Below are 22,031 nucleotides of genomic sequence, written 5' to 3'. Positions count from 1 at the left end.
GTCATGCGCCATCGTAAAGCCGGACGTCACCTCAATCGTGACAACGCACACCGCAAGGCGATGTTCAAGAACCTCGCCGCTGCGCTCTTCCGTGAGGAAGAGATCCGCACGACCGTGCCCAAGGCGAAGGAGCTGCGCCGCGTGGCGGAGCCGCTGATCACCCTCGCCAAGGAGGACACCACGGCCAACCGCCGCCTGGCGTTCGCACGCCTGCGCGATAAGGAGATGGTGACCAAGCTCTTCGAGGAGCTCGGTCCGCACTTCAAGGAGCGCCCCGGCGGCTACATGCGCATCCTGCGCTGTGGCTTCCGCAAGGGCGACGGCGCCCCCATGGCCCTCGTCCAGCTCGTCGACCGGGAGGAGGCGATCGCCGCCCGGCGCGAGACGGAAGAGGACGCCGAGGAAACGGCCGAGGCGTAACGCCTTGCGCACCGGGGTGAACCAGCGCGCTCACCCCGGTGCCGTCTTCCTCTATACCGACTACACCCGCCTAGGCCCGTACGTCGGGCACCTCCACGCGCGGCTGCTCCAGGCCGTCGATCCTGCCCCCACCGTCATCGATCTGATGCACGACGCCCCGGCGTTCCGGGCCGACTGCGCCGCGTACCTGCTCGCCGCCAACCTGCCGTACCTGCCCGCTGATGCCGTCGTGCTCGCCGTGGTGGACCCGGGGGTGGGCACGGAGCGGCCGGGGCTGATACTACGCGCCCAAGAGCGGTGGCTGATCGGGCCGGACAACGGCCTGCTCGCCGTCGCGGCCCAGGACGGGGCCGACGTCGAGGCCTACCGCCTGCCCCCGGCGCCGCCGGGCATCCCGGCGACCTTCCACGGCCGCGACGTGTTCGCCGACGCCGCTGCGCAGGTCGCGGCCACCGGGCGGCCGCCGTCCGGCGCCGAGCGGGTCGACCACTGGGTGGGGCAGAAGTGGCTGCGGGACTGGGATGCGCTGATCTACACCGACGGCTTCGGTAACCTGATCAGTGGACGGCGGGGGGCGAGCGCGCCGAGTCACGCGGATGTGCTCATCGGTGGCGAAGCCCTGGGGCAGGCCGAGAAATTCGCCGACGTCCCCGAGGGTACCGCCTTCTGGTACGTGAACGCCCTGGGGCTGGTCGAGGTGGCGGTCAACAGCGGGTCGGCGGCCGCGCGGCTGGGCGCGGCGCCCGGGACGCCGTTGCGTTGGCGGCCGCGTGGCGAGCCTCTGCTACAATCGGCGCCCCGGCCCGGGTCGTGAATCGGGCCCCGGCGGGCATCACAACGGACGAGGAGAGAGCCATGAAAGCACCCGTGCGAGTCGCTGTCACCGGGGCGGCCGGCCAGATCGGCTACAGCCTGCTGTTCCGCATCGCCGCCGGCGAGATGCTGGGCAAGGATCAACCGGTGACCCTGCAACTGCTCGAGATCCCGCAGGCCCAGGAGGCGCTGCAGGGAACGGTGATGGAGCTTGAGGACTGCGCCTTCCCGCTGGTCGACGGCATCATCGCCACGGACAGCGCCGAAGAGGCCTTCCGAGACGCCGACTACGTTCTGCTCGTCGGCGCCAAGCCCCGTGGCCCGGGCATGGAGCGCAAGGACCTGCTCGAGGCCAATGCGGCGATCTTCTCGGCCCAGGGCCAGGCGCTCAACGCCGTGGCCAAGCGCGACGTCAAGGTCCTGGCGGTGGGCAACCCGGCCAACACCAACGCCCTGATCACCCAGCGCAACGCGCCGGATCTGGACCCGCGGAACTTCACCGCCATGACCCGGCTCGACCACAACCGCGCCCTGGCGCAGCTCTCCAACAAGGTCGGCTGCCACTCCACCGAGATCCGCGGCCTGGCCGTGTGGGGCAACCACTCCGCCACCCAGTACCCGGACATCAGCCACTGCACCATCCAGGGCCGCCCGGCCGCCGACCAGGTCGAGCACGCCTGGGTGAAGGACACCTTCATCCCCACCGTGCAGCAGCGCGGCGCGGCCATCATCAAGGCCCGCGGCGCCTCCAGCGCGGCGTCGGCGGCCAGTGCCGCCATCGACCACATGCGCGACTGGGCCCTGGGCACCCCCGAGGGCGAGTGGACCAGCATGGCCGTGCCGTCGGACGGCAGCTACGGCATCGAGGCGGGGCTGATCTACTCCTTCCCGGTGACCTGCCGGGGCGGTGACTACAAGATCGTGTCGGGGCTGTCGGTGGACGACTTCAGCCGCGCACGCATGGACCAAACCGCCGCCGAGCTCGCCGAAGAGCGTGACGCGGTGGCGCATCTGCTGCCCTGAGCGGCAGCGGCGGACAACGCCCGGGGAGGGCCCGCATGGAACAGAACCAGGAGTCCTGGCAGGTCGCCGTGATGCCCGGCGATGGCATCGGCCCGGAGGTCATGGCCGCCACCCGCCACGCCCTGGAGGCCCTCCCCGGGCCCGCCCTGGTGCTGACCGAGCTGGGCTGGCCCGCCCACGCCTGGCACCGCGACCACGGCGAGATGATGCCCGCCGACTGGCGCGGGCAGCTCGCCGGCTACGACGCACTGCTCCTCGGCGCCCTGGGTGACCCCGGGCCCAGCCACGACGCCCAGCGCTACTGCCTTCCCGACGGCGTCTCGCTGGCGCCGCTGCTGCAGCTGCGCAAGGGGCTCGACCTGTGGGCCTGCGAGCGCCCGGCGGTGCCCTTGGCCGGCGCCCCCATGCCCCTGTCGGACCCGCGGGCGCTGCACACCGACCTGCTCGTCATCCGCGAGAACAGCGAGGGCGAGTACGTCGACCAGGGCGGCCGCCTGGCCGCCGGCACCCCGCGCGAGACCGCCACCCAGCTGGAGGTCTTCACCCGCGCCGGTACCGAGCGGATCATCCGCCACGCCTTCGAGCGCGCCGCGCGGCGGGCCGAGGAGCGCCGCCAGGGGCTGCGCGCCCCGCGCTACGCCGCCGCAGACGGCGCTGCCGACGCCGCGGTGTGCGTGGTCACCAAGCGCAACGCCGTGCAGTACGCCGGTGAGCTGTGGAGCGAGGTGTTCGCCGAGGTGGCCGCCGAGTACCCCGGCATCGCCACCCACCACGAGCTCATCGACGCGTGCTGCATGAAGTTCGTCAGCCAGCCGTGGCAGTTCGACGTGGTGGTGGCCAGCAACCTCCACGGCGACATTCTCACTGATTTGGCCGCGGTGCTCGCCGGCGGCATGGGCGTCGCCCCCTCGGCCAACCTCAACCCCGCCGACCGCAGCGTACCGCCGCTGTTCGAACCCACCCACGGCAGCGCCCCGGATATCGCCGGCGCCGATCGCGCCCACCCAGCAGCCATGCTGCTCACCGCCGCCGCCATGCTCGAGTGGATGGGCGAGGTGGACCCGGTGGCCGCCCGCTCGGCGGTGCAGCTCCAGCGCGCCGTGGCCGAGGACATCGCCGAGCACGGTATGGGCGGGCGCGGCTGCGCCGAGGTCGGCCGCGCCGTGGCGCAACGCATCCGGACGGCCGGCGCGCCGTCCGCGTAGACGGAGGCAGAACCCATGCGACTGCACTTCTACGGTGCCACCCGCCAGGTCACCGGCTCCTGCATGCTCCTCGAGGCCGGCGGGCGTCGGGTGCTCATCGACTGCGGCCTGATCCAGGGCGGTGGCAAGCAGGAGGCCCGCAACCGCGAGCCGTTCCCCTTCGACCCGACCACCCTCGACGCCGTGGTGCTCACCCACGCCCATCTGGATCACAGCGGCCGCCTGCCGCTGCTGGTGCGTTCCGGCTACGACGGCCCCATCCACACCCACACCGCCGGTGCCGCCCTGGTCGACATCCTGCTGCGCGATGCCGCCTTCCTCGCCGAGCGTGACGCGGCCATCGAGAACAAGAAGCGCCGCCGCCGTCACGACGAGCCCGTCGAGCCCACCTACACCGTCGCCGACGCCGAGCAGACCATCGAGGCCCTGGTCGGCCACGCCTACGACGAACCGTGGCAGCCGGTCCCCGGCGTCACCGTGCGCCTGCGCGACGCCGGCCACATCCTCGGCTCGGCCATCGTCGAGATGTGGATCGAGGCCGACGGCGAGCGCCGCAAGGTGGTCTTCTCCGGCGACCTGGGCCACGCCGGGGCGCCGATCCTGCGCAACCCCACCGAGGTGGGCGAGGCCGATCTGCTGGTCATGGAGAGCACCTACGGCGACCGCGACCACCGCTCCTGGGAGGAGACCTGGGAGGAACTCGGCGAGATCATCCGTAACGCCCGGGCCTCCCACGGCAACATCCTGGTGCCCGCCTTCGCCGTCGGCCGTACCCAGGAGCTGCTCTACATCCTTGCCCGCCACTACGAGGCCTGGGAGCTCGGCGACTGGAGCGTGTTCCTCGACAGCCCCATGGCCATCGAGGCGACCAAGGTCTACGCCCGCTTCCCCGAGCTCTACGACGCCGAGACCGCCGCCTTCTACGCCGAGCCGGACCACCACCGCTTCCAGCTGCCCAACCTGCGCCTCACCCCCCAGGCCGAAGACTCCATGGCCATCAACCGCGTGCAGTCCGGGGCGCTGATCATCGCCGGCTCGGGGATGTGCAACGGTGGGCGCATCCGCCACCATTTCAAGCACAACCTGTGGCGGCGCAACTGCAACGTCATCATGGTCGGCTTCCAGGCCCAGGGCACCCCGGGGCGCGCCCTGGTCGACGGCGCCAGCGAACTCAACCTGTGGGGCGAGTCGGTGCGGGTCGGCGCCAAGGTGCACACCGTCGGCGGGCTCTCCGCCCACGCCGGGCGCTCGGAGCTTATCGCCTGGGCCGAGCACTTCGCCACGGCCCCCCGGGTGGCCCTGGTCCACGGCGAGGCCGGGGCCATGGACAGCCTCGCCGAGGCGCTGCGCGGGCGCGGTCTCGAGGTCGAGACCCCGGAGGAGGGCGCGAGTATCGACCTGCGCCAGCTGCCCGCCCGCAGCGCAGAGCCGCCCGAAGCAAGCTAGTTTAGTCCAGAGAGGGCCGCCGCGCGGCGGCCCAGCAGTCAACGGCCAAGGCAACCGGCCGAGCGGAGGACCTGCACCATGAGCGACGCGCACAAGACCGGAGCCATCTCCCCCCTGCTCAAGCAGTCCAGCGACGTCGTCGCCGAACGCGGCGAAGGCGCCTACATCATCGGCACCGACGGGCGCCGCTATCTGGACTTCACCTCGGGCATCGGCGTCACCGCCACCGGGCACTGCCACCCCAAGGTGGTCGAGGCCGCCCAGCGCCAGGCCGCCACCCTGGTCCACGGCCAGTACGCCATCGTTCGCCATCCGCCCATGCTCCGCCTCGCCGAGCGCCTCGGTGAGATCATGCCCGGAGCCATCGACCGCATCTTCTTCTCCAACGCCGGCACCGAGGCGTGCGAGGGCGCCCTGCGCCTGGCCCGCCAGGCCACCGGCCGGCCCAACATCATCGTCTTCCAGGGGGGCTTCCATGGCCGTACCATGGGCTCGCTGTCGATGACCTCCTCCAGCGTCGGCCTGCGCGCCGGCGTGCAGCCGATGATGGGCGGCACGGTGTTCGCGCCGTTCCCCAATGCCCGGCGGTACGGCTGGGAGGACGAAGAGACCGCCGAGTTCTGCCTGCGCGAGCTCGACCACATCCTCGCCACGCAGTCGATGCCGGCCGAGTCGGCGGCGTTCTTCGTCGAGCCGATCCAGGGCGAGGCCGGCTACATCCCCGCCGGGCGGACCTTCATGCAGGGCCTGTGCGAGCGGGCCGACCGCCACGGCATGCTGCTCATCGCCGACGAGGTGCAGAGCGGCTACGGGCGCAGCGGCGCCTTCTGGGCGCACAGCCACTTCGACGTGCAGCCGGACATGGTGGTCACCGCCAAGGGGCTGGCCAGCGGCTTCCCGCTCTCGGCGGTGGCAGCGCCGCAGGCGATCATGGAGCGCGGTTGGCCCGCCTCCCAGGGGGGCACCTACGGCGGCAACGCGGTCGCCTGTGCCGCCGCGCTGGCGTCGCTGGAGGTCATCGAAGAGGAAGGCCTGGTGGAGAACGCCCGCGAGCAGGGCGCACACCTGCGCAGCCGGCTCGACGCCCTGTGTGCCGAGGAGCCGGCCATCGCCCACGTCCAGGGCATGGGCCTGATGCACGGCACCGAGTTGGTGGACGAGCAGGGCCGCCCGGACGGCGATCGCGCCGCGCGGGTGCTCAAGGCCATGGAAGAGCGCGATGTGCTGATGATTCGCTGCGGGCCGCAGGGACAGATCGTGCGCTGGCTGCCGCCGCTGATCATCCGCCGCGAGGAGGTCGATCGCGCGGTGGATGCCTTTGCCGAGGCGTTGCGCGCCACGGCCTGAGCCGGCGGCCCGGCGCTACCGGAACCGATTCTTGGAGGTGAGCGGAGTCATGGATCTTTCTTCGATCCGCAACGCGTACCGACGCTACGCGCGGTACTACGACGGCTTCTTCGGGCGCATCTTCGCCCCGGGGCGCAAGTTCACGATGCAGTATCTCAACGCCGAGCCCGACCGGCGCATCCTCGAGGTGGGGGTGGGTACCGGGATCGCGCTGCCGGAGTACCGGCGGGATGTCTCCATCGTCGGGGTGGATGTCAGTCCGGACATGCTCGACATCGCCCACCGTCGGGTGGCGGAGCAGGGGCTGGATCACGTGGAGTCGCTCCACGAGATGGATGCCGAGGCGCTGGATTTCCCGGACGATTCGTTCGATGTGGTGGTAGCGATGTACGTCGCCTCGGTGGTCCCCAATCCGGATCGTCTGGTGGATGAGTGCCGCCGGGTCTGCCGGCCGGGGGGCGAGATCTTCATCATCAACCACTTCGCCTCGCGGCATCCGGTGCTTCGCGGGTTTGAGAAGACGATCCGGCCCCTGTCGAAGTTGCTCGGTTTCCGGACGGATATGGAGTTGGATGATTTGCCGGAGCGTCCGGGGTTTGAGTGCCTGGGGGTGCATCCGGCGTATTTCTTTGGGTATTGGAAGTTGGTCCATTACCGCAATGGTTCGTCAGCGGAGTCGGCGCCGGTGGAGGAGCCGGAGGAGGAGCTGGCGACGGCCAGCTAGCCGGCTGGCCGCGATCCGGGGCAGGGTCGCGTGGTTGTTCCCCGACCGCGGCCTGAGATCGCGCCCCGCCTTCGGCGGGGTCCCCTGCGCGCCTCGCTCCGGCGAGGCCGCTCGCAATGCGCGGCTTCGCCGCGCTGACGCTCGCTGATCCCTCGCCGGACCTGCGGTGCTCAGCGCGCTCTAAAGGCCGCCACCGCGGCTCCGACACCCGACCCTATCCACCAGCGGGGAACGCCAGCCCACGCGGTTGTGACGAGGACTTCGAGCCCGCTTGCACGCGACGGCTGTTGCGGCCACGCTGAGCACCATGACGAGAGACCGCGTTGAGGCCATCCAGCAGACTGTCGAGCCCGTCCTCAAGGCCTTCCCGGACGTGCAGGCCGCCTTTCTGTTCGGATCCCACGTCACGGGGCGCGCGCGCGCCGACAGTGATGTCGATCTAGGTCTCGTCGGGCCGCCCGAGCGCCTTGCAGCGCAGCGTCTCGACCTGCTGGCGGAGCTGACCCGAGCCGGGCTGGAGCGCATCGATCTGGTGCTCCTGGATAGCGCGGATCCGGCCCTCCAGTTCGAAGCCATCCGCCACAATTGCCTGATCTATGCGCGGCCCGATTTTCAGCGCGGTACCTACTTCTCCCGCGTGGTCCGGGAGTACTGGGACTGGGAACCTTATCTGCAGGTCCAGCGGGCCGCCTTGAAACGGAGGCTTCAGCGTGGTGCCAGCATCACCTAGGCGACCTGCGAGCCCTCCAGGCGGTTTTTGCCGAGTTTCTCTGACCCACGATTGCTCGCCTGCGGGCGGATCAGGGGGGCGGGTGGCCGTTCCCCGACGGCGGCCTTTAGAGCGCGCTGAGCACCGCAGGTCCGGCGAGGGTTCAGCGCGAACCTTTGCCGGTTCGCGCTGATCAGCGAGCGTCAGCGCGGCGAAGCCGCCCCAACACCTCCCCCATCCGCACCGGCCGCCCCGCCACCAAACCATCCGCCCAACGGACCACCCCCGCCGGCAACACCACCACCACCGTCGACCCCAGATTGAAACGCCCCAACTCCTCACCACGGCCCAGGAACACCCCCTCACCAGGGCCGAAATCCCGACTCAGCCCCGGCGCCTCCCCCACCGGACCGCCCCAGACCGTCTCAATACTCCCCACATTCACCGCACCCACCGGGACCACCGCCACCAGCCCCACCACCGTCTCCCACAACGTCACATGCCGCTCATTGCGCAAGAACAACCCACGGATCGCCCGCACCGCCGACGGCGCCACCGTCAGCAAACGGCCCGGCACATGCCGCTCCGCCTGCAGACGCCCCGCCACCGGCGCATGGAACCGGTGATAATCCCGCGGCGACAGATAGATCGTCACAAACGCCCCATCGCGGAACGGGGCCGGATCCAGCCCATGGAGCAACCCCCTCAGCGAATACTCGATCCCCTTGGCCTGGATCAGCCGCTCACCGTGCAGATGGCCCACCGCGCTCACCGTCCCGTCGCAGGGACTGATCAGCGCCTGCGGATCCTCCGGCAGGGGCCGCGCCCCCGGGCGCAGCGCCCGGGTGAACAGAGCATAAAAGGTGGGGTAGGCGGTCGGGTCGGAATGCTCCGCCTCGCTCAGATCCAGGCCGTAGCGCCGGACCAGGAAACGGTTCAGACGGTTCTTCAGCCAAGGCCGCGGCGAGCGGGCCACATGCCAGGTCAGCCGCGAGAGCAGGCGGGTGGGCAGCAGCCAATGGACGGCGGCGCGCAGCCGGTCCGCGGTACTGGCTGCGGATTCGGTATTCATTCGCGCACCCGCTCCCGGACCCGCTCGAGCAGGTTGCGCAGGAAGCCGCCGCGCTCGCGCTCCATCAGCCGGAACAGATCGCGGGCGATCAGCTCCGGGTGGTGGGGCGGCATCAGCAGGGCGATCATCTTGCCGTGGGGGTTGATCACCAGCAGCGCCCCCTCCGGCTGGATGTGGAAACCGTCCTCCACATTGCCGCCATTGGGCTCCACGTAGCGCACCCCGACGCTGCCGGCCAGCTCGCGCACCCGCTCCACCGGCCCGCTGGCTCCCTGGAAAGCGGCCGGGTAGCGGCCCACGTAGTCCGCCAGCTCCTCGGGGCCGTCGTCGGGACTGACGCTGACCAGCGCCACCTGCAGCCGAGTGCTCATGCGCGTCTGCCCCAGCTGTTCGCGGGCGCTGTGCAGCAGCGCCAGGTTCTCCCAGGTGGTGGGACACTCGGTGTGGCCGAAGGTCAGCACCGTCCACTTGCCGTGGAGCTCGGTGGGCGTAAAGCGTTTGCCGTCCTGATCCTGGAGCGCAAAATCGGCAATGGGCCGGCCATCCTCCAGGTAGGTCCCCTGGATATCCGGTATCCCCGGATCCGGGCGCAGGGCCGTGACGGCGAGGCCGACCCCGATCACCGCCGCCAGCACCGAAGCGATGGCCAGCAGGGCCCCGAACAGGGGGCGGGTGGTTCGTTGCGGACGGTTGGCCGGCATGGGCGCTCCAGAGTCCAACGTAACAATCCGGCCCAGCGTACTGCGGTACGTGCATCGATCGCTGGGCAGTGGCACCGTAACCGGCCATCATAACCGAAGCGAAATCGCCAAGGGAGGAGCACACACCGTGGAGCCCATCGACCACGCCCCCGAAGACCTCGAGACCCTGCGCGACATCGTCCGCTACGCCGCCAGCCGCTTCAACGAGGCCGGCCTGGTCTACGGCCACGGCACCGACAACGCCATCGACGAGGCCGCCGCTCTGGCCCTGCACGCCCTGCACCTGCCGGCGGATCTGCCCGACCTCTACTGGGGCGCGCGGCTGACCCGGAGTGAGCGCGAGGCGGTCATGGCCCGGGTGCGCCGGCGCATCGAAGAGCGCCTGCCGTTGCCCTACATCACCCACGAGACCTTCTTCGCCGGGCTGCCGTTCTACATCGACCAGCGCGTGCTGGTCCCCCGCTCGCCGGTGGCCGAGCTCATCGAGCGCGGCTTCCAGCCCTGGGTGGACCCCGACGCCGTGGAGCGGGTCCTGGAGATCGGCACCGGCTCCGGGTGCATCGCCGTCGCCTGCGCCTACGCCTTCCCGGGAGCCGCCGTCGACGCCACCGACATCGACGACGACGCCCTCGAGGTGGCCGCGGTCAACGTCCACCGCCACGACCTGGAGGAGCGCATCGCCCTGATCCGCGCCGACGTCTACGAGGGGCTGCCGCAGCGGCGCTACCAGATCATCGTCACCAACCCGCCCTACGTGGATGCCGCGGCCATGGCCGCGCTGCCCCCGGAGTATCGCCACGAGCCGCGCCACGCCCTGGCGGCCGGCGAGGACGGCCTGGATGTGGTGCGCCGCATCCTGCGCGGCGCCCCCGAGCGGCTCACCGACGACGGCCTGTTGGTGGTCGAGGTGGGCGACTCCGAGGACGCCGTGGCGGAGGCCTTCGGCCACCTGCCGCTGACCTGGGTGGAGCTCGAGCGCGGCGGCTTCGGCGTCTTCCTCATCACCGCCGAGCAGCTGCGCGAGGCGCAGGCCGCGGGTGCGCTATAGTCGAAGACGGATGACATCGGCAAAGGAGCCCGGCACGGGCGGAGGCGAAGGGATGGACGGCAGACGGGCGTTTCAATGGCTGATCCCGGCGGTGCTATTGGCGCTGAGCGTGGCTAGCTGCGCCACCAACCCGGTCACCGGCGAGCGGGAACTGCGGCTGATCTCCGAGGGCGAGGAGGTCGCCATGGGCGAGCAGCACTACGAGCCCACCCTGCAGAGCATGGGCGGACGCTACAACGCCGACCCGGACCTGGTCGCCTACGTCGATGAGGTCGGCCAGCGGGTGGCCGCCGAGAGCCACCGCCCGGGGCTGCCCTACGAGTTCGTGGTGCTCAACGACGGCACCCCCAACGCCTGGGCCCTGCCCGGCGGTAAGATCGCCATCAACCGTGGCCTGCTCACCGAGATGGAGAATGAGGCCGAGCTGGCCGCGGTGCTTGGCCACGAGATCGTCCACTCCGCCGCCCGCCACGGCGCCCAGCGCGTCGAGCGCGGGATGATGATGCAGGCCGGGGTGGCCACCGTCGGCCTGGCCACCCAGGACCACCAGCTCTCCGGACTGCTGGTGGCCGGGGCCAGCGTCGGTGTGGGCTTGATCAGTCAGCGCTACTCGCGGCAGGCGGAGCTAGAGGCGGACGACTACGGCACCCGCTACATGGCCCAGGCCGGCTACGACCCCGAGGCCGCCGTCACCCTGCAGGAGAAGTTCGTGCGCCTGGCCGGGGGCGGGGAGTCGAGCTGGCTCGAGGGGCTGTTCGCCAGCCACCCGCCGTCCCGGGAGCGCGTGCGCGCCAACCGCGAGACCGCCCAGACCCTGCGCGAGGAGCTCGGCGGCGAAGACTGGACCCTGGGCGAGGAACGCTACGCCCGGCACATGCGGGTCCTGGAGGAGAACCGGGAGGCCTACGCCCAGCTGGATGAGGCGCAGCAGGCGCTACGCGCCAAGGAGCCCGAGCGGGCCCTGGAGCTGGCCGACGCGGCCATCGACGCCTATCCCGAGGAGGCCGCCTTCCACGCCGTCCGCGGCCAGGCCCTGGCCCGCATGGGCGAGGAGGCATCGGCCATCGCCGCCCTGGATGCCGCCATTGAGCGCAACGACGGCTACTTCAGCTACCACCTCGACCGCGGCCTGCTGCACCGGGCCCGCGGCGACGACGAGCGCGCCCGCACGGACCTGGAGCGCTCGGCCAGCCTGCTGCCCACCGCGCCCGCCCACCTGGCCCTGGGCCAGCTGGCCGAGGCCGACGGCGCCCGGGCGGACGCCATCGGCCACTACGAGAAGGCGGCCAGTGCGGAAGGCTTCTTCGGGGAGCGGGCGCGGGAGGCGCTCAGCCGTCTGCAGGACGGCTGAGCGCCTCCCACGCCGGGGGACGGGTTCAGATCTCGAACTCGTCGATGCCGCCGCGGACGTCGTTGAGCAGGAAGAGGATGTTCTCCTTGATCTCGTCCTGGGCGTCGCGGTACGCGGCCATCGACTTGGCATCGTCGTCGCTGGCGGCCTGGGCCGGGTCCGCGGTGGGCCAGTGGCGGTGCTCCACCCCGTCGGGCAGCGCCGGGCAGGCCTCCCGCGCCTCCTCGGTGAGGGTGACCACCATGTCCACCTGCTCGAGCAGCGCCGGATCCAGCGCCTTCGGCGCCTTCGACGAGATATCGGTCCAGTCCTCGCTCATCACCTTGGCCGCCCGCGCGTCGAGCTCCTGCGCCGGGGCGATCCCCGCCGAGCAGGGCTCGATGAGGTGGCCGGCGAGGTTCTCGGCGAAGCCCTCGGCCATCTGCGAGCGGCAGGCGTTGCCGTTGGACAGGAAGAGTACACGGGTCTTGTTGCTCATTGCCTTGATCCAGCCGGTTGCAAACGTGTGTCGCGCAGTCTACCCGGCCAGCGGTGCCCGGGTCAGCCTCGGATCCCCGGCTATCGATGACAGATATGCACACCATAAGGCCCTCTGCCCGTCGTCAGCCGCCGCTGAACTCCCCAACGCAAGGTTGCTCCTGATATGCTCCGGACCCTATGAAACTGTATTCCGCGAAGAGCACGTTCCAGCACGATGAAGCGCCCGCCGTGGGGGTCCTGGTCGCCAACCTGGGCACCCCGGATGAGCCGACGGAACCGGCCCTGCGCCGCTATCTGCGCCAGTTCCTCTCGGATCCGCGGGTCATCGAGATCCCCCGCTGGCGCTGGTGGCCGATCCTCTACGGGATCGTGCTGCGTACCCGGCCCAAGAAGTCCGCGGCCGCGTACAGTGAGGTCTGGGAGCAGGACGGCTCGCCGCTGCTGAGCATCGGCCAGCGCCAGGCGGCGGGCATCCGTCAGCGCCTGCAGGCGCTGAACGACCGCGGCCCCTTCGCCGTGGAGCTGGGCATGCGCTACGGCAACCCCTCCATCCCGGCGGCCCTGCGCCGGCTGCGCGAGTCCGGGGCGCGGCGGATCCTGGTCCTGCCGCTCTACCCGCAGTACTCCGCCTCCACCACCGGCTCCACCTTCGACGCCGTGGCGCGCGAGCTGATGGGCTGGCGCTGGGTGCCGGAGCTGCGCATGGTGGGTCAATACCACGACGAGCCGGTCTACATCCAGGCGCTGGCCCGCTCCATCCGCGAGCACTGGGAGCACGAAGGCCGTGGCGAGCGGCTGCTCTTCTCCTACCACGGCGTACCGGAGCGCTACCTGCTCGATGGCGACCCGTACCACTGCCAGTGCCTGAAGACCTCGCGCCTGGTGGCCGAGGAGCTGGGCCTGGAGCCCGGCACCTGGGACGTCACCTTCCAGTCGCGCTTCGGTAACGAGGAGTGGCTCAAGCCGTACACCGACGAGACGGTCACCCGCCTGGCCCAGGAAGGCGTCAAGCACCTGGACGTGGTCTGCCCCGGTTTCTCGGCGGACTGCCTGGAGACCCTCGAGGAGATCGCCGGCGAGAATCGCGAGTACTTCGAGGAGAGCGGTGGTGAGCGCCTGCGCTACATCCCGGCGCTCAACGACCGCCCCGACCACCTGGAGGCGCTGACCGCGCTGGTCCTCCAGCACGGCCAGGGGTGGCGTGAGGTGGACGGCGGTCGCGACCCGGAGGCCGAGCAGCGCCGCCGCGCCGAGACCGCCGAGCGCGCCCGGGCGCAGGGCGCCGAGCGCTAGCCCCATGGCCCCGCGGGCGGCGCCAGACCGCGGTCTCCGCCCCGGCCCGGCGGTATGGCTCGGGCGCTTCCTGCGGGCAGCGGCGGTCCTGCTGCTGCTGTGGCTGATCCTCGCCGAGGGCGCCTTCGGCGGTGTCCTCGGCGCGGCTACGGTGCTCGCCGCCGCCGGGGTGGGCGTCTACTTCGCCGGCCGCCGCATCCACCCCTGGTACCCCCTGCCGGCGCTGCGCTTCGCCGGCTTCTTCCTGGTCCGCTCGCTGATCGGTGCCGTGGACGTCGGCTACCGCGCCGTCCACCCGCGCATGCCCATCCACTGCCACTGGCTGCGTTACGCCGTCAGCCTGCCCGGCGGTGAGCCCCGGGTCGCCCTGGTGGCGGCGGTGAGCCTGCTGCCCGGCACCTTGGCCGCGGATCTGCGCGGCGATATCCTCGTCGTCCACGCCATCACCCCGCAGGCCGAGGACGAGGTGGCGGCGCTGGAGCGCCGCGTCGCCGCGGTCTACGGTCTCAGTGGGACCGCCTCCGGTGCCGCCGCATGAGGTAAGCGCCGTGCAGATGCTCGACCTGGGCCTCGCCGTCTTCCTGCTGCTCAATCTCCTCGCCGGGCTGTGGCGCGTTCACCGCGGCCCCACGGCCGCCGATCGTATGCTCGCCGCGCTGCTGTTCGGCACCACCACCGTGGCCGTGCTGCTGCTTCTCGCCGAGGCCATGGCGCTGCCGGCGCTGCGTGACGTGGCGCTGCTCTTTGTGGTCCTGGCCGCGGTGATCGCCGTGGCCTTCACCCGGGTCCCCCGGCGCTTCCGGGCCGGGGAGGATTGATGGACGTGCTCGATGCCCTCAGCGCCGCGCTGCTGGTGCTCGGCGGGGTCTTCTTCCTCACCGGCACCGTGGGGCTGCTGCGTTTCCCCGGGGCCTTCGCCCGGCTCCACGCCCTGACCAAGGCCGATAACCTGGGCCTGGGCTGCGTGGTGCTGGCCCTGATGCTGCAGGCCGAGTCGCTGTGGGTGGCGGCCAAGCTGCTGCTGATCTGGCTGCTGGCGCTGGTCGCCGCCACCGTCTCGGCGCACCTGATCGCCCGCTTCTCGCTGCGCGCCCAGGGCGGGGTGCGGAGGACGCCGCCGTGATCGACTGGGCCTTCGACCTGCTGCTCGCCGGTGGCCTGCTCGGGCTGGCCTGGCAGATCGTCGCCACCCGCATGCTGTTCCGCAGCGTGGTGCTGTTCATCGTCTTCGGCCTGCTCATGGCGGTGACCTGGGCACGCCTGGCGGCGCCGGACCTGGCCCTGGCCGAGGCGGCCATCGGCGCCGGGATCACCGGCGCACTGCTGCTCTCCGCCTACCGCGCCCTGCTGCCGCCGGATAGCCGCGACGACGGCAGCGACTCGCCCCCGCCGCCGGTGCCGCCGTGGGCGGCGGTGACCGTGGCCGTCCTGGCCGGGGCGCTGATCGCCGGCATCGGCTGGGCGGTGGTGGGCCTCGAGCCGCCGGAGCAGACCGCCGGCCGCCTCGCCCTGGCGCGCCTGGAGGAGAGCGGGGTGGATAACCCGGTCACCGCCGTGCTGCTGAACTTCCGCAGCATCGACACCCTGGCCGAGGTGGTGGTGCTCTTCGTCGCCTTCCTCGCCGCCCGGGTGGTGGCCCAGGACCTGGTCCACGCCGGCCCCGGCGACTGGCTGCGCGCCAGTTACCGCGAGCCGCTGCTCGTCCAGCCGCTCATCGCCTTCGTCGGGCCGATGACGGTGCTCGCCGCCGGCTACCTGCTCTGGGCCGGCGCGGATCAGCCCGGTGGTGCCTTCCAGGCCGGTGCCGTGCTCGCCGCCCTCGGGGTGCTGCTGCGCCTGACCGGACGGCTGCGTCCCACGGAGGAGACCAGCTTCGCTGAACGCCTGGCCCTGGTCGGCGGGCTGGTCCTGTTCACCGCCATCGGCCTGGCCGGTGCCGGGGTGGCCTCGGCGGTGCTCGACTATCCCGAGGCGTGGACCTACGAGCTCATCCTGATCATCGAGACGGCGCTGATGCTCGCCATCGCCCTGCCGCTGGTCCTGCTGTTCAGCGGCTCCGGCGGGCTGCGCGGGGAGGTGCGGTGACCCAGGCCGCCTTCTACTGCCTGATCGCCGGTGCCCTGGCGGGGATCGGCATCTACGGGCTGATCACCCGGCGCCACCTGTTGCGCCGCATCCTGGCGGTGAACGTCCTCGGCAACTCCGTCTTCCTGCTGCTGGTGGCCCTGGCCCGGCGCGATCCCGACTACGTCGATCCGGTGCCCCACGCCATGGTGCTCACCGGTATCGTCATCGCCGTCAGCGCCACCGCCTTCGCCCTGGTGCTGGCGCGCCGCTACTACGCCGAGACCGGCCTCAACCACCTGCCCGAGGACGAGGACTAGACCGTGGCCGGGGTGTCGCTGCCGCTGGCTTTCTTCCTGCCGCTGCTCACCGCGCTGGTGGTCTTCCTGGTGCGCGCCCGGCGGGCGCCGTGGCTGCCCCTGCTCGGCGCCCTGGCCACCGTGGCGACGGTGGCCGACGTGGTTCGTCAGGTGGCCGAGCACGGCCCGCAGAGCCACCACCTGGGTGGTTGGGAGCCGCCGCTGGGCGTGGAGCTCTACGCCGACGGCCTCTCGGCCCTGATGCTCGGCATGACCGCCGTGGTGGGGCTGGCGGTGACCCTCTACGCCGGCCCCTACCTGCGCGGCAAGGGCTACAACACCGAGCTGTTCTGGCCGCTGTGGCTGGTGCAGTGGGCCACCCTCAACGGCACCTTCCTCTCGGCGGACCTGTTCAACCTCTACGTCATGCTGGAGCTGCTCACCCTCACGGCGGCTCCGCTGGCGGCCATGGCCGGCGACCGGCCCTCGCTGGGCGCGGCCATGCGCTACCTGCTGCTGGCCCTGCTCGGTTCCCTGGCCTACCTGCTGGGGGTGGCGCTGCTCTACGGCGGCACCGGCACCCTGCACCTGCGCGAGGTCGGCGAGCTGGTCGGCGCCGATGGCTACACCGCCGTGGCGGCGGCGCTGATCACCGCCGGACTGTTCGCCAAGGCGGCGGTCTTTCCGCTGCACATCTGGCTGATGCCGGCGCACAGTAACGCCCCGGCGCCGGCCAGCGCGGCGCTCTCGGCGCTGGTTGCCAAGGCCGGCATCTACCTGGTGCTGCGCCTGTGGCTGTGGGTCTTCCCGGTGCTGCTGAGCACCTACATGGGTTGGCTGATCGGCGCCCTGGGGGCGCTGGCGGTGCTCTACGGCTCGCTGCAGGCCCTGCGCCAGCCCCGGCTCAAGCAGGTCATCGCCTACTCGACCATCGCCCAGCTCGGCTACCTGCTGCTGCTCCTGCCGCTGGTGGTGGTCCCCGCCGCCGCGGTGCAGGCCTGGCAGGGGGTGGCCTACCACGCCCTGGCCCACGGCTTCGCCAAGTCCGCCGCCTTCCTGGCCGCCGGCAACATGCTCTACAGCCTCGGTCACGACCGGCTCGAGGGGCTGCGCGGGCTCACGCCGTACCTGTCGATCACCGTGCTGACCCTGGGGCTGGCCTTCGCCAGCCTCATGGCCTTGCCGCCCAGCGGCGGCTTCCTGGCCAAGTGGCTGCTGCTCAGCGGCGCCATCAGCGGCGGGCAGTGGCTGTGGGCGGTGGTGATCATCCTCGGTAGCGTGCTCGCCGCCGCCTACGCCTTCCGCGTGCTGGCGCTGGCCCACGCCGCGCCGCCGGCCGGGTACACCGAGGTGCGCCCGGCGCAGCGGGTGCCGCGGATCATGGAGTGGGTGCCGCTGCTGCTGGTGCTGGTGGTCTACGCCCTGGGGATCAGCGCCATGCCGGCGCTGGGGCTGCTCGAGCAGGGCGCACCGGAGGGGCTGGAATGATCGATACACTCCACGCGCTGCTGCCGCTGTGGGCGCTGCTGGCCTCGCTGCTCACCGCGGTGATCATCTTCGCCCTGCGCGACGAGCGCCGCCGCCAGCGCACCTTCTGGAACCTCTTCGGTGCCAGCGTCAAGCTGATCCTGGTGGCCCTGCTGGTCCACGGCTTCGTCCAGGGGCAGAGCTACGTGGTGGCCTGGGAGATCCTCCCCGGCGTGACCTTCCGCCTGGCGGCGGATCCGCTGGCGTTGCTCTTCGCCATGCTCTCGGCGGTGCTGTGGCTGGTGACCACCGTCTACGCCGTCGCCTACCTGGAGAACTCGGCGCAGCGGGCGCGCTTCTTCGGCTTCTTCTCGCTGTGCGTGGCCGCCACCTTCGGCATCGCCCTGGCCGGCAACCTGTTCACCTTCCTGCTCTTCTACGAGGCGCTGACCCTGGCCACCTACCCGCTGGTGGTCCACCGCGGTCACCCGGCGGCGCTGAGCGCCGGGCGCACCTACCTGGCCTACACCCTCGGCGGCGGCATGGCGCTGCTCGCCGGCACCGTGGCGCTCTACGCCGCGGTGGGCGATCAGCCCTTCACCCCGGGCGGGGTGGCGGCGGTGGCCGAGTGGGCAGGGCAGGCGCCGGGGGCCGCCACCGCGGTGCTGGGGCTGCTGCTCGCCGGGGTGGCGGTCAAGGCGGCGCTCTTCCCGCTGCAGGCGTGGCTGCCCATCGCCATGGTGGCGCCGGCGCCGGTCAGTGCGCTGCTCCACGCCGTGGCCGTGGTCAAGGCCGGCGCCTTCGGCGTGGTGCGCATCGTCCAGGACGTCTTCGGCCACACCGTGGCCACCGATCTCCACGTCACCCCGGTGCTGGCCGTGCTGGCGGCGGTGACCATCCTCTACGGCTCGGTGCGCGCCCTGGCCCAGGTGGAGATCAAGCGTCGCCTGGCCTTCTCCACGGTCAGTCAGGTCTCGTTCATCACCCTGGGCGTGGCCATGGGCGGGCCGCTGGCGCTCATTGGCGGGCTGGTGCACCTGGTCCACCAGGGGCTGATGAAGATCACCCTGTTCTTCTGCGCCGGCAACTACGCCGAGACCCTGGACATCCACCGCATCGGGTCGCTCAACGGCGTCGGCCGGCGCATGCCGCTGACCTCCATCGCCTTTACCATCGGCGCCCTGGGGATGATCGGCTTCCCGCCCATCGCCGGGTTCATCAGCAAGTGGCACCTGGGGCTGGGTGCGCTGGCCCAGGAGCTCTACTGGGTGCTGGCGGTGCTGGTGGCCAGCACCCTGCTCAACGCCGCCTACTTCCTGCCGGTGCTCCGGCGCATCTGGCTGCTGCCGGAACCGGCCGGCGGCCCCGGCGGGGTGGGGACGAGCAGTAGCGCCGAGACCCACCGCTGGCTGCTCTATCCGGCGCTGTTCACCGCCGCGGCGGCGCTGCTCGCCGGCGTCCTGGCGGCGGCGGAGTTCTCGCCGCTGAGCTGGGCTGTGCGCATCGTCGAACAGGAGTACCTGCCGTGAGCATCGATCCGGCCGTCGGCCTGCTCGTGCCCGTGCTGATGCCGCTGCTGGCGGTGGCGCTGCTCGGTGGCCGTGCCCGTGCCCTGGGGGCCGGGCTGCTGGTGGTCGCGCCGCTGACGGCGCTGGCCGCCCTGGCCCTGGGCGGCGAGGTGCTGCACCTGCCGTGGCTGCTGCTCGATACCCGCCTGGCGGCGGATCCCATCGGCCAGGCGGTGCTGCTGTTCGCCGCCCCGGTGGCGGCGGCGGCCCTGCTCTTCGCGGTGGCCGGACAGCGGCACACCGGAGCCACGCCGGGGCTGCTCACCGCCCTGGCGGCCACCGTCGCCGCGCTGATGGGGGTGCTGCTCGCCGCCGATCTGGCCACCTTCTACTTCGCCTACGCCGCCATGACCCTGGCCGCCTACCCGCTGGTGGTCCACTTCCGCACCCCGGAGGCCTTCCGCGCCGGGCGGGTCTACCTGGGCATGGCGGTGCTGGCCGAGGCCGCGGTCCTGGCCGCCGTGCTGCTGATTGCCGCCGAGGGCGGCAACGCCGCGCTCACCGAGGTGCCGGCGCTGGTCGCCGAGCACGCATACCGCGGCGTGCTGGTGGCGCTGATCGGGGTGGGCTTTGCGGTGAAGGCCGGCGTCGTGCCCCTGCACGCCTGGCTGGCGCTGGCCCACCCGGCGGCGCCGGTCCCGGCCAGTGCGCTGCTCTCGGCCCTGCTGGTCAAGGCCGCCCTGGTGGCCTGGTGGCGCCTGCTGCCCATCGGCGAGGTGGCCCTGCCGGCGGCCGGCGGGCTGCTGGTGGCGGCGGGGCTGGCCAGCAGCCTCTACGCCAGCGTGGTGGGCGTGACCCAGCGCCGGGCCAAGACGGTGCTGGCCTACTCCACGGTGAGCCAGATGGGGCTGATGACCGCCTTCACCGGCACCGCACTGCTCCAGCCGGCGCTGGCCGGGGTGGCCCTCACCGGCGTGGCGCTGTTCGCCCTGCACCACGGCCTGGCCAAGGGGGCGCTGTTCCTCGGTTGTGGGCTCCACGGCCGCCACCGCGGCGCGTACCTGCTGCTGCCGGCGCTGGCCCTGGTGGGGGTGCCGGCCACCAGCGGCGCCCTGGCCAAGGCCGCCGGCAAGCAGCTCAGCACCGAGGCCGTGGGGGCGCCGGCGGAGCCGCTGCTGCTGCTCGCCTCGGCGCTGACCGCGGTGCTCATGGTCCGTTTCCTGCTGCTGGCCTGGCGCGGCGACGGGGCGCGGGATCCGCTGGCCCAGCGCGGGGCGGTGCTCGCCCTGGTGGCGCTGTCGCTGAGCCTGCCGTGGCTGCTGGCCGCCGGGGTGGCCCCGGACTGGGTGGGCTACGCCTGGCGGCCGGCGGTGCTGCTCGACGCGCTCCTGCCGGCGCTCGCCGGCGGGGCAGTGGCGGCGGTGCTCTTCGGCCTGGCCGGCGCCGAGCGCCTGCCGCGGATCCCGGAGGGCGACTGGATCAAGCCGGCCCTGCTTGCCGGCGTGCGCCTGGGCCGCACCAGCCGCCGCGCCTGGCGCCGGCTGCCGGCGCGCCCGCCGGCGCCTTCGCTGGCGGTGGTCGCCCGCCTCGGCGCAGCGGTGGAGGGGCGGCTCATCGCCCTGGCCATGGCCGGGGCGCTGTTCCTGCTGCTGGTGCTGGGCATCGCCCTGCTGGGCGTGCTGGCGGGGGGCTAGAAGCGCAGCCCCACGCCGGCGTTGAGCATGAACGCCCGCGGCACGGAGTCCACCGTCTCCGTGCTCATGGCCGCATCCAGGCTCAGGACGCGGAAGAGCGTCACACCGCCGGTCAGGTAGCCGAGCTCCGAGCCGGTCAGGTTCTGCCGATAGCCCAGTCGCCATCCGGGCAGGGCGGCGTGGGGCGAACGGTAAGCGGCGCCCACGGTCAACCACTGGTAGGCGTCTTCGGAGCCGGCGGCAAAGGGCCCGTCGGCGGGGTTGAGATCCAGCGAGCCGCCCAGCAGCCAGCGTCCGTCGTCGGTGTGGACCGCTCCTTCGACGCTGAGCTGGCGCTCCATGCGGTAGGACTCATCCCGGTCGATTTCGCCGCGCTCGGCGGCGGCGTCGAAGGTGTCGTCGTCCTCCACCGCCGGGTAGTCGAAGGTGGGCTCGATCAGGTTGGCCACGCTGGCCCCGGCCCGGTACCGGTCGCTGACCCACATCACCCCCAGATCCACCCCGAGATCCGAGTCGGTCTCGGCGTTCTCGCGGAATTCGTCGCTGAGCTGGCTGCCCGGGTCGTCATCGAAGCCCACCGCCATCCGCGAGAGCTCCACCTGGTGGTGCTTGAGCTGCGCCCCCGCGAAGAGCAATCCCTGCCGGTTCTCGTAGACGGCGGAGCCGTAGCCGAGGGTGAACGTCCGGGTGACGGCGCTGCGGACGTAACCGCCGAAGCCGTCGAGGGTGTCCAAAGCGTCCCCGGCGTCATCCTGGTCGTCGATACTCAGGTCGAGGTCTTCCCCCCGGAGCACCGAGATGTGCCCGCGCAGGCTGTAGTCCAGATCGATGAGCAGCGAGCCGCGCAGGGCGTCCTGGGTGGTCTCGAAGGGGAAGGGCACGAACTGCCCGGTGACCCCGGCGGTCAGGTAGCCGTCCTCACCGATGCGGTCGAGGATTTCATTCACATTGGCCTGGAATGACTCAATCTCGTCCTCGGCGTTGTCGGGATCGACGTCCCCCGACTCCACCTCCTCGAGCAGCCGCTCCAGGTCTTCGAGCTCCTCCCCGAGCGCCTCGAAGTCGTCGCTGAAGTCGGCGACATCGCCCAGCTCGTAGGAGAGGCCGAGGGCGAAGACGCCCATGCGCACGCCCCGGTCGCTGGCGGCGATGGGGCCGGCGGGGTTCTGCTTGCTGCCCTGGGTGTCGGCAAAGCGAGTGGCATCGCCAAAGCCCAGCGCCGAGCCGGCAGGGTGGTGGTTGGCGGCCGCGGTCAGCGGCAGCAGGGTGGCGAGGGCCGCAGCGGTCAAGGGGGTCCAGCGCATGGTCGGTACCTGTGTCGATCAGGGGTCTACCGACTTTAGCGGCAGGAGTCGCGGGGCCTTGAG

At 71.7% G+C, this 22,031-nt stretch carries 23 protein-coding genes; 19 read left to right on the top strand and 4 right to left on the bottom strand.

Annotated features, from left to right (window positions below; genetic code table 11):
• Positions 1-3 precede the first annotated feature (3 nt).
• The 8 genes from rplQ (at position 4) to mntA (ending at position 7,708) form a co-directional block, all read left to right on the top strand.
• Positions 4-420 carry a 50S ribosomal protein L17 gene (gene rplQ, locus HHAL_RS04220; RefSeq protein WP_011813631.1) on the top strand — a complete coding sequence of 139 codons (417 nt, stop codon included), beginning with the start codon at positions 4-6 and terminating at the stop codon, positions 418-420.
• A 4-nt stretch (positions 421-424) separates the two neighbouring features.
• Positions 425-1,234 carry an SAM hydrolase/SAM-dependent halogenase family protein gene (locus tag HHAL_RS04215; protein WP_207161207.1) on the top strand — a complete coding sequence of 270 codons (810 nt, stop codon included), beginning with the start codon at positions 425-427 and terminating at the stop codon, positions 1,232-1,234.
• Positions 1,235-1,275: 41 nt separating this feature from the next.
• Positions 1,276-2,256 carry a malate dehydrogenase gene (locus tag HHAL_RS04210; protein ID WP_011813629.1) on the top strand — a complete coding sequence of 327 codons (981 nt, stop codon included), beginning with the start codon at positions 1,276-1,278 and terminating at the stop codon, positions 2,254-2,256.
• A 35-nt stretch (positions 2,257-2,291) separates the two neighbouring features.
• Positions 2,292-3,461, top strand: a complete 1,170-nt coding sequence (locus HHAL_RS04205; RefSeq protein WP_011813628.1) for an isocitrate/isopropylmalate dehydrogenase family protein — start codon at positions 2,292-2,294, stop codon at positions 3,459-3,461.
• Between the two features lie 15 nt (positions 3,462-3,476).
• Entirely contained in the window at positions 3,477-4,907 is a 1,431-nt protein-coding gene (locus HHAL_RS04200; protein WP_011813627.1) for an MBL fold metallo-hydrolase RNA specificity domain-containing protein, read from the top strand.
• Between the two features lie 78 nt (positions 4,908-4,985).
• Positions 4,986-6,254: an aspartate aminotransferase family protein gene (locus HHAL_RS04195; RefSeq protein WP_011813626.1), complete on the top strand. Its 1,269-nt coding sequence runs from the start codon at positions 4,986-4,988 to the stop codon at positions 6,252-6,254.
• Between the two features lie 49 nt (positions 6,255-6,303).
• Entirely contained in the window at positions 6,304-6,978 is a 675-nt protein-coding gene (locus HHAL_RS04190; protein WP_011813625.1) for a class I SAM-dependent methyltransferase, read from the top strand.
• A gap of 307 nt (positions 6,979-7,285) precedes the next feature.
• On the top strand, positions 7,286-7,708 hold the full coding sequence (gene mntA, locus HHAL_RS04185; RefSeq protein WP_011813624.1) for a type VII toxin-antitoxin system MntA family adenylyltransferase antitoxin: 423 nt from the start codon (positions 7,286-7,288) through the stop codon (positions 7,706-7,708).
• A gap of 172 nt (positions 7,709-7,880) precedes the next feature.
• Here mntA and asd read toward each other — a convergent pair whose 3' ends face one another.
• Positions 7,881-8,759 (bottom strand): archaetidylserine decarboxylase, encoded by an 879-nt coding sequence (gene asd / locus HHAL_RS04180; RefSeq protein ID WP_011813623.1) that lies wholly within the window; start codon positions 8,757-8,759, stop codon positions 7,881-7,883.
• Positions 8,756-9,460 carry an SCO family protein gene (locus tag HHAL_RS04175; protein ID WP_011813622.1) on the bottom strand — a complete coding sequence of 235 codons (705 nt, stop codon included), beginning with the start codon at positions 9,458-9,460 and terminating at the stop codon, positions 8,756-8,758. The genes asd and HHAL_RS04175 overlap by 4 nt, the downstream gene beginning before the upstream one ends.
• Positions 9,461-9,587: 127 nt before the next feature.
• Here HHAL_RS04175 and prmB point away from each other — a divergent pair, with 127 nt between their 5' ends.
• Both prmB and HHAL_RS04165 read left to right on the top strand, forming a co-directional pair.
• Positions 9,588-10,508 carry a 50S ribosomal protein L3 N(5)-glutamine methyltransferase gene (prmB, locus tag HHAL_RS04170; RefSeq protein WP_011813621.1) on the top strand — a complete coding sequence of 307 codons (921 nt, stop codon included), beginning with the start codon at positions 9,588-9,590 and terminating at the stop codon, positions 10,506-10,508.
• Positions 10,509-10,560: 52 nt separating this feature from the next.
• Positions 10,561-11,859: a M48 family metalloprotease gene (locus HHAL_RS04165; protein ID WP_011813620.1), complete on the top strand. Its 1,299-nt coding sequence runs from the start codon at positions 10,561-10,563 to the stop codon at positions 11,857-11,859.
• A 25-nt stretch (positions 11,860-11,884) separates the two neighbouring features.
• Here the strand turns inward: HHAL_RS04165 and HHAL_RS04160 are convergent, their stop codons facing one another.
• A complete protein-coding gene (locus HHAL_RS04160) occupies positions 11,885-12,337 on the bottom strand; it encodes an arsenate reductase ArsC (protein WP_011813619.1) in 453 nt (150 codons plus the stop codon).
• 179 nt (positions 12,338-12,516) lie between these two features.
• Between HHAL_RS04160 and hemH the strand changes: the two genes are divergently transcribed.
• The 9 genes from hemH to HHAL_RS04115 are packed head-to-tail and all read left to right on the top strand — an operon-like array spanning position 12,517 to position 20,664.
• Positions 12,517-13,632: a ferrochelatase gene (gene hemH / locus HHAL_RS04155; RefSeq protein WP_011813618.1), complete on the top strand. Its 1,116-nt coding sequence runs from the start codon at positions 12,517-12,519 to the stop codon at positions 13,630-13,632.
• Positions 13,633-13,636: 4 nt separating this feature from the next.
• Positions 13,637-14,170 (top strand): Na+/H+ antiporter subunit E, encoded by a 534-nt coding sequence (locus HHAL_RS12545; RefSeq protein ID WP_011813617.1) that lies wholly within the window; start codon positions 13,637-13,639, stop codon positions 14,168-14,170.
• Positions 14,171-14,186: 16 nt separating this feature from the next.
• The gene (locus tag HHAL_RS04145; protein ID WP_011813616.1) at positions 14,187-14,450 is read left to right on the top strand and encodes a monovalent cation/H+ antiporter complex subunit F; all 264 of its coding nucleotides are present in this window, start codon (positions 14,187-14,189) and stop codon (positions 14,448-14,450) included.
• A complete protein-coding gene (locus HHAL_RS04140) occupies positions 14,450-14,755 on the top strand; it encodes a cation:proton antiporter (RefSeq protein WP_011813615.1) in 306 nt (101 codons plus the stop codon). The genes HHAL_RS04145 and HHAL_RS04140 overlap by 1 nt, the downstream gene beginning before the upstream one ends.
• On the top strand, positions 14,752-15,717 hold the full coding sequence (gene mbhE, locus HHAL_RS04135) for a hydrogen gas-evolving membrane-bound hydrogenase subunit E (protein WP_011813614.1): 966 nt from the start codon (positions 14,752-14,754) through the stop codon (positions 15,715-15,717). The genes HHAL_RS04140 and mbhE overlap by 4 nt, the downstream gene beginning before the upstream one ends.
• Positions 15,714-16,016 (top strand): sodium:proton antiporter, encoded by a 303-nt coding sequence (locus tag HHAL_RS04130; RefSeq protein ID WP_011813613.1) that lies wholly within the window; start codon positions 15,714-15,716, stop codon positions 16,014-16,016. Before mbhE ends, HHAL_RS04130 begins: the two co-directional genes overlap by 4 nt.
• Positions 16,017-16,019: 3 nt before the next feature.
• On the top strand, positions 16,020-17,483 hold the full coding sequence (locus HHAL_RS04125) for a complex I subunit 5 family protein (RefSeq protein ID WP_011813612.1): 1,464 nt from the start codon (positions 16,020-16,022) through the stop codon (positions 17,481-17,483).
• Positions 17,480-18,991, top strand: coding sequence for a complex I subunit 5 family protein (locus HHAL_RS04120; protein WP_011813611.1), 1,512 nt, complete (start codon positions 17,480-17,482; stop codon positions 18,989-18,991). Before HHAL_RS04125 ends, HHAL_RS04120 begins: the two co-directional genes overlap by 4 nt.
• Entirely contained in the window at positions 18,988-20,664 is a 1,677-nt protein-coding gene (locus HHAL_RS04115) for a proton-conducting transporter transmembrane domain-containing protein (RefSeq protein ID WP_011813610.1), read from the top strand. The genes HHAL_RS04120 and HHAL_RS04115 overlap by 4 nt, the downstream gene beginning before the upstream one ends.
• Here HHAL_RS04115 and HHAL_RS04110 read toward each other — a convergent pair.
• Positions 20,661-21,968, bottom strand: coding sequence for a conjugal transfer protein TraF (locus tag HHAL_RS04110; protein WP_011813609.1), 1,308 nt, complete (start codon positions 21,966-21,968; stop codon positions 20,661-20,663). The genes HHAL_RS04115 and HHAL_RS04110 overlap by 4 nt on opposite strands.
• Positions 21,969-22,031: the final 63 nt, after the last annotated feature.

The organism is Halorhodospira halophila SL1 (assembly GCF_000015585.1).
In the GTDB taxonomy this organism is placed as follows: domain Bacteria; phylum Pseudomonadota; class Gammaproteobacteria; order Nitrococcales; family Halorhodospiraceae; genus Halorhodospira; species Halorhodospira halophila.
The sequence above is the reverse complement of the archived record's forward strand: the minus strand, read 5'-3'. Positions and strand labels throughout refer to the sequence as shown.